This is a genomic window from Actinoplanes sp. NPDC049548, assembly GCF_040676695.1.
Classification (GTDB): Bacteria; Actinomycetota; Actinomycetes; order Mycobacteriales; family Micromonosporaceae; genus Actinoplanes.
The window spans coordinates 1-13,394 of sequence record NZ_JBFAPM010000038.1 but is presented as its reverse complement, the minus strand read 5'-3'; the positions used below and the strand labels follow the sequence as shown (position 1 = coordinate 13,394).

Here is a 13,394-nt window from a genome sequence, read left to right as displayed (position 1 = left end):
ATGGGTCAGCCGTGTCGTCCCGCGGGTATTCCGTCGTGTCGCTGGCGCTCATCGGGGCGTACCTGACGCTTCCGGCGGGCCTGCGGCCGGTGCCGTTCCTGCTGGTGACCTTCGCGGCGATCCCGGCGGTCGTCCGCGGACTGCGCCGCGGCAAGCGGGAGGCCCGGCTGCCCTGGTGGCTGCTGCTGACCGCGGTCGGCGTGCTCGACGCGGGCAACGTGGCCTGGGTCCGCTCCGCCTATCTCGTCCCGGACGTGAGCGGTGACGACTCGTACTCCGCCGTGCTGTACGGGCTGGGGTACCTGGTGCTGCTGGGCGGTGCCGTGGCGGTCGTCCTGCGCCGGGGCCGCGGCGACCTCGGCGGGGTGATCGACGCGGCGATCACGTCGCTGGCGCTCGGCGGCGTGCTGTGGGAGGTCGTGTTCCTGCCCTTCCACGAGGCCGCCGGCCTTCCCCCGGTCGAGCAGATCTTCCTGTTCGTCAACGTCTTCGTCATGATGGGCATCCTGGGCGCACTGCTGCGCGTCGCCCTGGTGTCGCCCGAGCCGCTCCCCGCCGTGTGGCTGTTCGCCGCGGGCCTCGCCACCTGCATGGTGGCCAACGTCGTCCTCGTCGCCACCACCGACCTGGTCACGCACCTCTTCCCGGACTGGGCGAACGTGCCGTTCCTGCTCTCGTACGTCTGCATCGGCTGCGCCGCCCTGCACCCGTCGGCCGAGCGGATCACCGAGCCCGGGCCGGTTCCGCGCGACGACCTGACCACCGGCCGGCTGTGGTTCCTCGGCCTGATGCTGGCCCTGGTCCCGGTCGTCGGCGGCGGCCGGGTGATCCTGGGGCTTCCGGCCGACGGCGTCCTGATCGCCGTCGGTTCGGCCACGCTGGTCCCGCTCGTCATGCTGCGGGTCGCCCGGCTGGCCTCCCAGCGCCGCAGCGCCGAGCGGGAACTGCTGCGGCTGGCGACCGCCGACCCGCTCACCGGGCTGCCGAACCGGGCGGCGTGCCGGCAACGGGTGACCGACGACCTGGCCGCCGGCCCCGGGGTGGCCGTGATCTTCTGCGACCTCGACGGGTTCAAGCCGGTCAACGACCGCCTCGGCCACGCCGCCGGCGACGAGCTGCTGATCGCGGTCGCCGCGCGGCTGCGCGGCTGCCTGCGGGAGACCGACCTGGTCAGCCGCTTCGGCGGCGACGAGTTCGTCATCGTGTGCCGCGACGACGACCCGCACCGGGCGGTCCAGGCCGTCTGCGACCGGGTCGGCGCGATGGTCCGGGAGCCCATCCCGGTGGGCGGGGAGCAGGTCCGGGTCGGGGTCAGCGCGGGCGCGGCCGTTGCGGGCGCGGACGCCACCACGGACGACCTGATCAGTCAGGCGGATCTCGCGATGTACCGGGCGAAGAAGTCGAAGGCCGTGGGCGCCCTCAGCCTCGCCATGGCGTGAGCCCCGGGCGCGCGCCCGGGGCCCTTCGCTCAGTTGGCCTGTTCCGCCAGAGCCAGGAACTGCTTCTTGGAGGCGAGGGCCTGCTCGGCCTCCTTGATGCGTCGGCTGTCACCGGCCGCCTGCGCCCGCGCCAGGCGCTGCTCGGCCTCGGCGACCTGCTCGCGCATCTGCCGCAGCAGCGGGTTGTCCTGCGGGGTGGTCTTGCGCCACGCCGAGTCCATCGCGACCCGGATGCGCTCCTCGGCGGCCCGCCAGCGGCGGTCCAGGGAGGCGGACGACTCGCGGGGCACCCGGCCGGCGTCGTGCCAGGCGGCCTGGGCGTCGCGCAGCTTGTTCTGGGCGCCGCGCGGATCCGCGTCCACGTCGATCGCCTCGAGCTCGGCGAGGATGGCCTGCTTCTTCTCGAGGTTGCCCTTGTACTCCGCGTCGCGGGCCGAGAAGACCTCGCTGCGGCGGGTGAAGAAGGCGTCCTGGGCGGCGCGGAACCGCTCCCAGAGGCGCTGCTCGGCCTCCTTGGCGGCGCGCGGAGCCGCCTTCCACTCGCTCATCAGCTCCTTGAGCCGGGCCGCGGTCGGTCCCCACTCGCTGGACTCGGCGAGGCTCTCCGCCTCCTTGACCAGCTCCTCCTTGGCAGACTGCGCCTGCTTGCGCTGACCGTCGAGGGTGGCGAAGTGGGCGCCGCGGCGGCGGGTGAAGCCGTCACGGGCGGCGGCGAAGCGCTTCCACAGCTCGCCGTCGGTCTTCTTGTCGACGCCGCGGATGGTCTTCCACTCGTCGAGGATCTCCTTGAGCCGGTCGCCCGCGCTCTTCCAGCCGGTGGCCTCGGCGGCGATCGTCTCCGCCTCCTCGACCAGGGCGGTCTTGCGGGCGAGCGCCTCGGTGCGGGCCACCTCGCGGGCGGCCTTGGCCTCGCCGGCCTTCTCCTCGGCGATGGCGGTCAGCCGGTCCAGCCGGGCCGCGAGCCCGTCGATGTCGCCGACCACGTGCGCCTCGTCGAGGGTGGTCCGCAGCCGCTTGATGCTGCTCAGCGAGTGCGACGCGTCGGCGGCGCCGGACTTGAGCCGGGCCTCCACGAGGTCGACCTCCGTGACCAGGTCCGCGAAGCGCCGCGCGAAGTGGGCCAGGCCCTCTTCGGGGGTGCCCGCCTGCCATGAGCCGACCACGCGGTCGCCCTCGGCCGTCTTCACGTACACGGTGCCGTCGGCATCCGCGCGCCCGAAGGTCGTCCAGTCGTTCATGAGCCCATCCTCGTTCTCCCGGCGTCGTGGGCCTCGCTGCCCGTGACCGCCGCCATAGCGCAGCCGAATGCCATTGTTCCATCGGCATTCTTTCTCGCGCATTGTCACAGGTCCAACCCGGTTCCGGGGAAGCGCCCGAGGATGACCGTGACCAGCCCGTTACGGTGACTCCGTGCCATTGCTCCCATCCCCCCGGGTGGTCGCCGTCGTCGGGCCCACCGCCGCCGGGAAGACCGCGCTCAGCCTCGCGCTTGCCCACGCCCTCGGCGGCGAGGTGGTCAACGCGGACTCGATGCAGCTCTATCGCGGGATGGACGTCGGCACCGCCAAACTCCCGCCCGACGAGCGCGAAGGCGTCCCGCACCACGTGCTGGACATCTGGGACGTCACGTTCCCGGCGAGCGTCGCGGAGTACCAGGAGGCGGCTCGGGCGGCCGTCGAGGACATCGCGTCGCGGGGCCGCGTACCCGTTTTGGTCGGGGGTTCGGGGTTGTATGTGCGGGCCGTGCTGGAGGAGTTCGAATTTCCCGGCACGGATCCCGCCATCCGGGAACGGCTCGAGGCGGAGCTGGCCGAATCCGGCCCGGCGCGCCTGCACGCCCGCCTGAGCGCCGCCGACCCCGACGCCGCCGCACGGATCCTCACGTCCAACGGGCGGCGCATCGTCCGGGCCCTCGAGGTGATCGAGATGACCGGTGCGCCTTTCACCGCGGCCCTGCCCGAGCCCCGGCCCTACTACGACGCCGTGCAGATCGGCATCGACCGCGACACCGAGGAGCTGGACCGGCGGATCGCCGAGCGGGTCGACGTGATGTGGGCGTCGGGCCTGATCGACGAGGTCCGCGAGCTCGACCGCGCCGGCCTCCGCGAGGGCCGCACGGCGAGCCGCGCGCTGGGCTACCAGCAGGCGCTCGCCCAGCTCGACGGTGTGCTCACCGAGGAGGAGGCCAAGGCGGACACCGTACGCGGAACCCGCCGCTTCGTCCGCCGCCAGCGCTCCTGGTTCCGCCGCGACCCCCGGGTGACCTGGCTCGACGGCGCCTCCGCCACCCTGACGCAGGACGCGTTGGCAGCGTGCGGCGCGGCTGCGCGATGATGGACCTCGTGTTGTTCACCAAGGGCCACGGCACCGGCAACGACTTCGTCATCCTCCCCGACCCCGACGGGGCGCTCGACCTGACGCCGTCGCTCGTCGCGGCGCTCTGCGAGCGTCACCGCGGCATCGGCGCGGACGGCGTGCTGCGCGTCGTGCGCAGCGCCAAGCACCCGGACGGCGCCGGCCACGCGGGCGACGCCGAGTGGTTCATGGACTACTGGAACGCCGACGGCTCGATCGCCGAGATGTGCGGCAACGGCGTGCGCGTCTTCACCCGCTACCTGATCAGCCAGGGCCTCGCGACGGCCGGCCCCGACGGCCTGCCGGTCGCCACCCGGGCCGGCGTCGTGCGCGCGGTCGTCGGTGAGTCCCTGATCTCCGTCCACATGCGCAGCCCCCGGGTGTACGCGGCCGGCACGGCGACCGTGGGCCCGCTGACCGTGCCCGGGCTGGCCGTGGACTGCGGCAACCCCCACCTGGTCAGCGCGCTGCACGACGGGGTGACCCTCGAGTCGCTGGACCTGCACGTGGCACCGGGCTACGACACCGGCCTGTTCCCCGAGGGCGTCAACGTCGAGTTCACCACCCCCGGCGCGCCCGTCGACGGCGCCGACCTGCACGTCCACATGCGGGTCTACGAGCGCGGCTCGGCCGAGACCCTGTCCTGCGGATCCGGGGCCCTCGCGGTCGGCGCCGTGGCGCTGCGGGACGCGGGCCGCGAGACCGGCGTGGTCGCGGTGGACGTGCCGGGCGGCCGGCTCACCGTCACCGCCGACGACGAGGGACGCTGGTGGCTGGCGGGCCCGGCGGTGCTGGTGGCGACCGGCGAGATCGACGTGGCGGCGTTCGCCTGATGGGGATGCTGCACCGCGTGGCGCACCGCGGCTACAGCGCCGTCGCGCCGGAGAACACGCTGCCCGCACTCGCCGCCGGCGTCCTGGCCGGGGCCACGTTCATCGAGTTCGACGTGCGCACCACCGCCGACGGCGTTCCGGTGGTCATCCACGACCGTACGGTGGACCGCACCACCGACGGGTCGGGCAAGGTCTGGGAGCTGACCCTCGACGAGATCTCCCGGCTGGACGCCGGCTCATGGTTCTCGCCCGCGTACGCCGGGGTCCGCGTTCCGCGGCTGACGGAGGTTCTGGAGCTGCTGCGCCCGCACGCCGTCCTCGCCGCGTCGGCAGGGGACGCGGGGGTCACGCCTTCCGTGGTGCCCCGGGTGGAACTGCTATTGGAGATCAAGCCGCCGGCCACGCTGGAGCAGGTGAAGTTCATCGTGGGGCAGGTCGCCGACGCGGGGCTGCTCACCCGTACCGTTGTGCAGAGCTTCGATCCCGCGATCGTGCGCCTCGTCGGCGAGGCCGCCCCCGACGTGCGCCGGGGTCTGTTGCGCGACGGCTTCGACACCTCGCAGGTGGAGGTCGCGCGGGAGCTCGGCGTCAGCTTCTGCAACCCGTCCATGACCGCGGTGCTCGGCTCCCCGGAGACGGTGGCCGCGCTGGCCGGCGCCGGCGTGGCGGTGATGCCGTGGACGGCGAACGACATGACGCTCTGGCCCGACCTGGTCGAGGCCGGTGTGGCCGGCTTGATCTCCGACCACACCGGTGAACTCACCGGCTGGGCTCAGAATGTCTCTTCGGGGGCCTCTTCGAGCTCGGCCTGAGGTGTCGCGGCCACATTGTGCGGCGCCGGCGTGCCCTTCACCGTCGCGCGGATGGCCGCCGCCACCGCAGGGGTGACCCGGGCGTCGAACACGCTCGGGATGATCACGGTCGGATTGATCTTGTCCTCGCCGACCACGTTCGCGATCGCCATCGCCGCGGCCAGCGCCATCTCCTCGGTGAACTCCTCGGCGCTCACGTCGAGCATGCCGCGGAACACGCCGGGGAACGCCAGCACGTTGTTGATCTGGTTGGGCTGGTCGGAGCGGCCGGTCGCCACGACGGCGGCGTGCTGCCGCGCCTCCCGCGGGTCGACCTCGGGGTCCGGGTTGGCCAGCGCGAACACGATCGACTTGTCCGCCATCTTCGCGATGTCGGCGCCCGTGAGGAGGTTGGGCGCGCTGACCCCGATGAAGACGTCCGCGCCGACGATCGCGCCGGGCAGGTCACCGGAGTAGTTGTCGCGGTTGGTGTTCTCGGCGAGCCACTGCCACGTCGGCGTCATGTCGTCCATGCCGCGGTGCAGGGCGCCCCTGCGGTCGTACGCGATGATGTCGCCCACGCCCTGGCGCAGCAGCAGCTTCATGATCGCCGTACCCGCGGCACCCGCGCCCGAGACGACCACCTTGACGTCCGCCAGGTTCTTGCCCACCACCCGCAGCGCGTTCGTCAGCGCGGCCAGCACGCAGATCGCGGTCCCGTGCTGGTCGTCGTGGAACACCGGGATGTCCAGCAGCTCGCGCAGCCGCATCTCGATCTCGAAGCAGCGCGGCGCGGCGATGTCCTCCAGGTTGATGCCGCCGTACGCGGGCGCGATCGCCTTCACGATCCTGACGATCTCGTCGGTGTCCTGCGTGTCGAGCACGACCGGCCACGCGTCGACCCCGCCGAAGCGCTTGAAGAGCGCGGCCTTGCCCTCCATCACCGGCATCGCGGCCGCCGGGCCGATGTTGCCCAGCCCCAGCACCGCCGAGCCGTCACTGACGACGGCGACCGTGTTGCGCTTGATGGTCAGCCGGCGCGCGTCCGCCGGGTTCTCCGCGATCGCCATGCACACCCGTGCCACCCCCGGCGTGTACGCCCGCGACAGCTCGTCGCGGTTGCGCAGCGCGACCTTGGACGACACCTCGATCTTGCCGCCCAGGTGCAGCAGGAACGTACGGTCGGAGACCTTGCGGACGTCGACGCCCTCCTGCTCCTCCAGGTTCTTGACGACCTGGTCGGCGTGGGTCGAGTCGGCGGTGTCACAGGTGAGGTCGACGAGGACCCGGGAGGGGTCGGAGTCCACCACGTCGAGCGCCGTCACGATCGCGCCCGCCTCACCCACACACGTGGTGAGCCGGCCGATGGACGAGGCGTCGGCGGTCACGGCGATCCGGATCGTGATCGAGAATCCTGCGCTGGGCAGGCGGGTGGTCACCACGGGAGTCCCTCCGTCGTTGGCGGGTGCGTACCCGCATTGTTGCTCTTCGGGAATGACGGCGGCCATCGCGGTGGTTACTGATGAGTCAGACACTCTGCGACAACGTTCAGCCCGGTTATGTGGATGCGCCGGCCCGCCCGGCATGCCACGATCGGGCTGAGGAGGTCACCTTTTGCGAACTGAGCTTTTCGAACCCGACGTCACCACGGGTGAGCTGGAGCTGGAGGAGCGGCATTCGCTACGGCGGGTCGCCGGGCTCTCCACCGAGCTCACGGACATCACCGAGGTCGAGTACAGGCAGCTGCGGCTCGAGCGAGTAGTCCTGGTCGGCGTCTGGACCGAGGGCAGCGTCTCGGACGCGGAGAACTCGCTCACCGAGCTCGCCGCGCTGGCCGAGACCGCCGGCTCCCAGGTGCTCGAGGGCCTCATCCAGCGGCGCTCCCGCCCCGACTCGGCCACCTTCATCGGCCGCGGCAAGGTGGAGGAGCTGCGCGACGTGGTCCTGTCCACGGGCGCGGACACGGTCATCTGCGACGGCGAGCTGTCCCCGTCGCAGCTGCGCAACCTGGAACAGCAGACGAAGGTCAAGGTCGTCGACCGGACGGCCCTGATCCTGGACATCTTCGCCCAGCACGCCAAGAGCAAGGAAGGTAAGGCGCAGGTCGAGCTGGCCCAGCTGCAGTACCTGCTCCCGCGGCTGCGAGGCTGGGGTGAGTCGCTCTCCCGGCAGGGCGGTGGCGCCGGCGGCGGCGCAGGCGGTGGCGGCGTGGGAACGCGTGGTCCCGGTGAGACGAAGCTGGAGACCGACCGGCGCCGGATCAACCACCGCATCGCGAAGCTGCGGCGCGAGATCAAGGCCATGCGGACGGTACGCCAGACGAAGCGGTCGCGCCGCTCGAGCAGCGGGGTGCCGGCCGTCGCCATCGCGGGCTACACCAACGCTGGCAAGTCCAGCCTGCTCAACCGGCTGACGTCGGCGGGCGTGCTGGTCGAGGACGCGCTGTTCGCCACCCTCGACCCGACCACCCGGCGCACGGCCGCGGAGGACGGGCGCGTCTTCACCATCTCCGACACGGTCGGCTTCGTCCGCCACCTGCCGCACCAGATCGTCGAGGCGTTCCGCTCGACGCTCGAGGAGGTCTCGTACGCGGACCTGGTCGTGCACGTGGTCGACGGCGCCCACCCCGACCCGGAGGGACAGGTCTCGGCGGTCCGCGAGGTCCTGGGCGAGGTCGGCGCCGACCGCATCCCGGAGCTGCTCGTGGTGAACAAGGTCGACGCCGCCGACGAGGAGACGATGCTGCGCCTCAAGCGGACCTGGCCGGACGCGGTGTTCGTGTCGGCCCGCTCCGGGCTGGGCATCGACGACCTGCACGCGGCCATCGCCCAGCGGTTGCCACGGCCGGCGGTCGACCTGCGCGTGCTGCTCCCGTACGACCGGGGCGACCTGGTGGCGCGGGTGCACCGCCGCGGTCAGGTCCTCGAGACCCGGCACACCGACGAGGGCACGGAGCTGCGCGTACGCGTCGACGAGCAGCTCGCCGCCGAGCTGGCACCGTTCACGGCCTGACTCCGGTGTGGAACGGACCTGATGTGACGCGGCACACGTGTCCGATGGGTCCGTTCCGTGCCCCGGCGCGCCCCGTCCGACCTCGGTTGATCCACGCGTAACACCGGCACGAGACGCCGCATGCGACACTGATCCGATGCGGCGTCTCGTGTTCCCGGTGATCCTTGCCTCCGGGCTGGTCATGGTGGGTCCCGTGCCCGCCCTAGCCGAACCGGCCCCCGGAACCCCGGCGAAAGCACCGGCCGGCAAGAAGGTGTGCAAGGTCACCGATCCGCTCCTCAACGAGCTCTCGGGCATCGTGGCGACCGACGACGGCTACATCGTGATCAACGACGGTTCCGACGCGCAGCGCCAGAAGGTCTTCTACCTGAACAAGACCTGCGACATCGTCAACAAGGTGCCCTTCAGCGGCGACGGACCGCGCGACACCGAGGACATGGTGCTGTCGCCGGACGGCAAGACCCTGTGGATCGCCGACACCGGCGACAACGGCGTCCGCAAGAGGCCGCCCGAGAACCGCGAGACGATCGGCGTCTGGACCATGCCGGTCACCGGCGCCAAGGAGCCCAAGCTCCACCGCCTCAAGTACCCGGACGGCGACTACCACGACGCCGAGGCCCTCCTCCTCGACGGTGACGGCAGGCCGATCATCATCACCAAGGAGGTCACCGGGCCGGCGATGCTCTACACCCCGACCGCGGCGCTCAAGACGAACAACACCGAGGGCGTACCGCTGAAAAAGGTCGGCCAGCTCGAGCTCCCGCGCACGGACACCCAGGGCAGCGCCTTCGCCCGCCTCGCCCAGGGCGTGGTCACCGGCGCCGCGATCGCCCCCGGCGGCGGCAAGGTCGTCATCCGCACGTACCTCGACGCCTTCGAATGGGACGTCAGCAACGGCGACGTCCTCGCCGCGCTGAAGAACAAGCCCCGCGGCACCGGCCTGCCCAACGAGCCCTTCGGCGAAGCCATCACCTACTCCGCCGACGGCAAGACCTTCGCCACCGTCTCCGACTTCGGCGACATCGAGGACGAAGACTCCGTCAACAACATCCTCCGCTACACGCCGGCCACCAAGGTGGTCGAGGCGAACACCGACGCGGCCAAGAAGAGCGCGGCCTCGGCCGACGGCCCCAGCTGGTTCTCCGAACTGAGCCTCTCCGACATCACCTACCTGGTGGGCGGCGTCGGCGTCCTCGGCGCCCTCCTCGTCGGCGCGGGCATCTTCGGCATCGTCCGCGCCCGCAAGAAGCCCCAGCCGGAACCGGCCGACAAGCCCACCGGCAAGACCGGCCCCAAGCCCAGCGACGCGGAAACCGAACTCCTCTCGGTAGGAGGCCCCACCTACGGCAACCCGGGCGCGGCAGCATCCGCCCCAGGCGTGTACGGAGGCACCAAACCAAAGGGCACCGGTGTCTACGGAGGCGCGGCAGGCCTACCAGGAGCAGCCACCCCGCCGGTACGCCCAGGAGGCGCTCCGCAGGGACGCCCGGGAGCTGCGCAGCCGGCCCGCCCGGGCGCGGCACCGGTTCGTCCAGGCGCTGGCGCACAGCCGGGCCGTCCGGGCGCCGCACCGGTTCGTCCGGGCGCCGGCGGGCAGCCGGGTCCTGCGGCACACCCCGGTCGCCCCGGTGCCGCCGCACAGCCCGGCCGTCCGGGTCCCGCAGGCCAGCCGGGTCGTCCCGGTGCAGCGGGGCAGGGGGGTCGTCCGGGTAATGCGGCTCAGCCGGGTCGTTCCGGTCCCGCCGGGCAGCCCGGTCGTCCGGGTGCCGCCCCCTCGGGCCGGCCTCGCCCGGCCGGCGGTCCCCAGGGTCGCGCGGGTGGCGGTCAGCCGCAGCCCGGCGGTCAGCCCGGTCGTCCCGCACAGCCAGGGCATCCCGGCGGCGGTCAGCCGGGTCGTCCAGCGGGTGGCCAGCAGGGCCGTGCCGGTGGCGGCGCCGCGCCGGGCCGTCCGGCGCAGGGCGGCCAGCCCGCTCGGCCCGCCGGCGGTCAGCCGAGCCGCCCGAGCGGCGGCCAACAGGGCCGTCCCGCCGGTGACCAGCCCGGCCGCTCGGGTGGCGCACCGGGACGGCCGCCGCAGGGTGGTCAGCCCCGGCCCGGTGGTGTCTACGGAGCCCCACCGCCGCCCGCCCCGCCGGGAGACGGACGCCAGGCCAGCTCGTCGCATCCAAGCGGCTTCTTCGGCGCTTAGGTCGCGCCGGCTCGACGCGTGTGAGCGGCTTCTTCGGCGCGTAGCTCGCGCCAGCTCGTCGCTCTCGGGCGAGGCTTTCGAAAATGCGCCAGGCAAGAAGGCCGGTCACCACAGTCGTGGTGACCGGCCTCGTCGTTTGATCGTTCGCGTCGGCTTGCTTCGCCCGGGCGGTCGCCATGCGTCGACCCTTCGGTCGATCGCGGTGGCGCGCATTGCTGGGGCGGTCGCAGCGCCGTCGGACCGTTGGTCGTTCGCGGCGGCTGGCTATGCCACCGATCGATGCGGCGTGGTAGGCCGTGTTGGTGGTCCGCGGGGGCTGGCCGCGCCACCGGCGGGCTCAGCGCCGCGGGCGGTGTGGTGGCTCGCGGCGGTCGGCTGGGTCGCCGTTGGGCGCAGTGCCGCCGGGCCGTCTTCTGGCTCGGCGGCTCAAGCGCGCTCCACGTGTCGGCTCAGACCCGGCGCAGCACCGCCACGACCCGGCCCATCACCGTCGCGTCGTCGCCGGGGATCGGGTCGAAGGCCGGGTTGGCCGGCATCAGCCACACGTGTCCGTCCCGCTGCCGGTAGCTCTTGACCGTGGCCTCGCCGTCGATCATGGCCGCCACGATGTCGCCGACGTTCGCCGTGGGCTGCTGGCGGACCACCACCCAGTCGCCGTTGCAGATGGCGGCGTCGATCATCGAGTCGCCCTTGACCTCCAGCATGAAGACGTCGCCCTCGCCGACCAGCTCGCGTGGCAGGGGGAAGAAGTCCTCCACCGCCTGCTCGGCCAGGATCGGGCCACCGGCGGCGATCCGGCCGACCAGCGGCACGTAAGCCGGAGTGGGGCGAGCCGACCGCAGCGTCTCGTCGTCGACCATGTCGCTGGGCGACCGCACGTCCACCGCGCGCGGGCGGTTGGGGTCGCGGCGCAGAAAGCCCTTTTTCTCGAGCTCCTTCAGCTGGTAGGCGACGCTGGACGGGGACACGAGGCCCACCGCCTCACCGATCTCCCGGACGCTCGGCGGGTAGCCGTACCGTTCGACCCAGTCCTTGATGAACTCCAGGATGCGCCGCTGACGGGCGGTCAGGTCGGCGGTGACCAGGTCCGGGAACTGGCTGACCACCGGGGTGACCGAGCGCAGCTGCGGACCGTCGGCGCTACGTGCCCGGGTGGGGGTGCGGCGCCGCATGGCTGCTCTGCTGTTCGTGGCCTCGGGCTTCATGTCCTTCTGGTCTTGCCGGCTCGTCCGGTCGTCGGTCGACACGTCCGCCCTCCTTGTCGGCCACTCGCCCCTCGGGGCAGGTGGTGCGCTCGCGGAGCCGGGCATGCGCCGTGGGGATGGACGTGCGCCCGGCTGACCCCTCTTGATGGAGAACCGTATCGGCGACGTACGACAGATTCAAACATCTGTACGACTTTCTCTCGGCGTGTCGCCCTGAAGTGCTCGACTTCCGTACGCGTGTTCTGATACACCGTCGTACGGGCGTTCGATCGAACGTCCGTACGAGGGACGTATGCGAGGAAGGGAATATGCCGTGGTAGTCACCGGTATGCGTCAGGGCAGGCCGGCCCCGTTGCGTTTGACGCGGCGCGGCCGGGTCGTGGTGCTGACGTTCTTCTTCCTCCTGGCCTCCCTCGCCAGCGCAGTGTTGTGGACCACAGCTTCGCGCGCCGACGAGCCACAGAGCGGGCCGCTTCCCACGGTGATCGTGCAGCCGGACGACACGCTGTGGTCCATCGCCGAACGCGTGGCCCCGAACCGCGCACCCCGCGAGGTGATCGACGACATCCAGGATCTCAACGGCATCAGCGGCTCGACCGTGTACGCCGGAGACGCCCTCCTTGTTCCGCGGCGGGACTGAGCGCGTCCTCAGGTGCGGATGCAGCGCCGACCCGCCGGTGCGGGATCCGCATGGACCTTCGGCGCGCATAGGGCGGCGCCGCGTGCGAGAGGGCGGCGGGCTGCGCGTGAGGGCGCGGCGGGCCGCGTGTGAAGGACGGCGGGCGTCCGTCACCACCGCGTTCATGCTCCGGCGGCCTCTTAGTCAGCGAACTCCACCCAATGACGCCACCCCGCACCAGGGCGGCGCCGAGCCGTTCTGTGCCAGGAACGTGTCGATAGGGCGCCGGCTTGGTTCGCATCGCCTCCTTGCAGTGAAGCTTCCTGCTCAGGGAGTGGTGGTCGGCGAACTCCGACTACCGCACGATCGAGGTGGCGCGCCTGGGAGGAGACGCCTTTCCGGCGCGACCGGGGACGGGCTGCCGCGGGGCCGCCGAGCTCGCTGATCGAGCCCTTCCCCATCCGGCTCCCATCCATCCGCATGACGCTGTCATCGTGCGGAGACGGTCGGGCGGAACATCTTGATCAAGGTGATCCGGTGCTGCCCGTGACCGCTGTGGCACCCGTCGTGTTGAGGTAGAAAATACGGCGCGCCGACGCGCCGGTGAACTTGCGTCGGGGTCCGCATCGGCCTAACGTCGACCCCAACATCTAGTAGTTACAAGGGTGTAAGTCGTCCACAGGTTGGGGTCAGGTCCCTCCGTAATCCACAGGCTCGTCCACAGCTCCGAGGCGGAAAATGATCACCGCGGGGCTGATGTTCGGCGTGCCCGGATCACGGGGATACCGCAGTCAACTCCCTGGAGACGGCAGCCCGGCGACAGGAGGATAGCGGTGCGGTGCCCGTACTGCCGACACGCCGATTCGCGCGTGGTCGACTCGCGTGAGGCCGACGACGGTCAGTTGATCCGTCGCCGTCGGTCCTGCCCTGAGTGCGGCAAGCGGTTCACGAC

At 71.8% G+C, this 13,394-nt stretch carries 10 protein-coding genes and 1 pseudogene; 8 read left to right on the top strand and 3 right to left on the bottom strand.

Annotated elements, in window-relative coordinates:
* The first annotated feature begins 11 nt into the window (after window positions 1–11).
* Window positions 12–1,439 (top strand): GGDEF domain-containing protein, encoded by a 1,428-nt coding sequence (locus tag AB0J80_RS37415; protein ID WP_364714459.1) that lies wholly within the window; start codon window positions 12–14, stop codon window positions 1,437–1,439.
* Window positions 1,440–1,468: 29 nt separating this feature from the next.
* On the opposite strand, the gene AB0J80_RS37410 is transcribed toward AB0J80_RS37415, so the two are convergent.
* On the bottom strand, window positions 1,469–2,677 hold the full coding sequence (locus AB0J80_RS37410; RefSeq protein ID WP_364714457.1) for a DUF349 domain-containing protein: 1,209 nt from the start codon (window positions 2,675–2,677) through the stop codon (window positions 1,469–1,471).
* A 172-nt stretch (window positions 2,678–2,849) separates the two neighbouring features.
* Between AB0J80_RS37410 and miaA the strand changes: the two genes are divergently transcribed.
* Genes miaA through AB0J80_RS37395 form a run of 3 tightly spaced genes read left to right on the top strand, consistent with a single transcriptional unit; the run spans window position 2,850 to window position 5,439 of the window.
* Complete coding sequence (gene miaA / locus AB0J80_RS37405; protein WP_364714456.1) at window positions 2,850–3,773, top strand: tRNA (adenosine(37)-N6)-dimethylallyltransferase MiaA; 924 nt, start codon at window positions 2,850–2,852, stop codon at window positions 3,771–3,773.
* Between the two features lie 8 nt (window positions 3,774–3,781).
* Entirely contained in the window at window positions 3,782–4,627 is an 846-nt protein-coding gene (gene dapF / locus AB0J80_RS37400) for a diaminopimelate epimerase (protein ID WP_364714454.1), read from the top strand.
* Window positions 4,627–5,439, top strand: a complete 813-nt coding sequence (locus AB0J80_RS37395; protein WP_364714453.1) for a glycerophosphodiester phosphodiesterase family protein — start codon at window positions 4,627–4,629, stop codon at window positions 5,437–5,439. Before dapF ends, AB0J80_RS37395 begins: the two co-directional genes overlap by 1 nt.
* Here the strand turns inward: AB0J80_RS37395 and AB0J80_RS37390 are convergent.
* Window positions 5,400–6,860: an NAD-dependent malic enzyme gene (locus AB0J80_RS37390; protein ID WP_364714452.1), complete on the bottom strand. Its 1,461-nt coding sequence runs from the start codon at window positions 6,858–6,860 to the stop codon at window positions 5,400–5,402. The genes AB0J80_RS37395 and AB0J80_RS37390 overlap by 40 nt on opposite strands.
* Window positions 6,861–7,032: 172 nt before the next feature.
* On the opposite strand from AB0J80_RS37390, the gene hflX reads away from it, so the two are divergent.
* Together hflX and AB0J80_RS37380 are read left to right on the top strand one after the other, a co-directional pair.
* Window positions 7,033–8,430, top strand: coding sequence for a GTPase HflX (gene hflX, locus AB0J80_RS37385; protein WP_364714450.1), 1,398 nt, complete (start codon window positions 7,033–7,035; stop codon window positions 8,428–8,430).
* Between the two features lie 136 nt (window positions 8,431–8,566).
* Window positions 8,567–10,618 carry a hypothetical protein gene (locus AB0J80_RS37380; protein ID WP_364714449.1) on the top strand — a complete coding sequence of 684 codons (2,052 nt, stop codon included), beginning with the start codon at window positions 8,567–8,569 and terminating at the stop codon, window positions 10,616–10,618.
* Between the two features lie 449 nt (window positions 10,619–11,067).
* On the opposite strand, the gene lexA is transcribed toward AB0J80_RS37380, so the two are convergent.
* The gene (gene lexA, locus AB0J80_RS37375; protein ID WP_364714478.1) at window positions 11,068–11,823 is read right to left on the bottom strand and encodes a transcriptional repressor LexA; all 756 of its coding nucleotides are present in this window, start codon (window positions 11,821–11,823) and stop codon (window positions 11,068–11,070) included.
* A gap of 352 nt (window positions 11,824–12,175) precedes the next feature.
* Between lexA and AB0J80_RS37370 the strand changes: the two genes are divergently transcribed.
* Window positions 12,176–12,463: a LysM peptidoglycan-binding domain-containing protein gene (locus AB0J80_RS37370; RefSeq protein ID WP_364714447.1), complete on the top strand. Its 288-nt coding sequence runs from the start codon at window positions 12,176–12,178 to the stop codon at window positions 12,461–12,463.
* Window positions 12,464–13,275: 812 nt separating this feature from the next.
* Window positions 13,276–13,394: pseudogene (locus AB0J80_RS37365) on the top strand (transcriptional regulator NrdR); the annotation flags it as partial.

Coding starts and splice junctions, on each gene's coding strand:
- AB0J80_RS37410 (WP_364714457.1), bottom strand. CDS start 2,677: ATGAACGACTGGACGACCTTCGGGCGCGCGGATGCCGACGGCACCGTG.
- AB0J80_RS37395 (WP_364714453.1), top strand. CDS start 4,627: ATGGGGATGCTGCACCGCGTGGCGCACCGCGGCTACAGCGCCGTCGCG.
- AB0J80_RS37380 (WP_364714449.1), top strand. CDS start 8,567: ATGCGGCGTCTCGTGTTCCCGGTGATCCTTGCCTCCGGGCTGGTCATG.
- lexA (WP_364714478.1), bottom strand. CDS start 11,823: ATGAAGCCCGAGGCCACGAACAGCAGAGCAGCCATGCGGCGCCGCACC.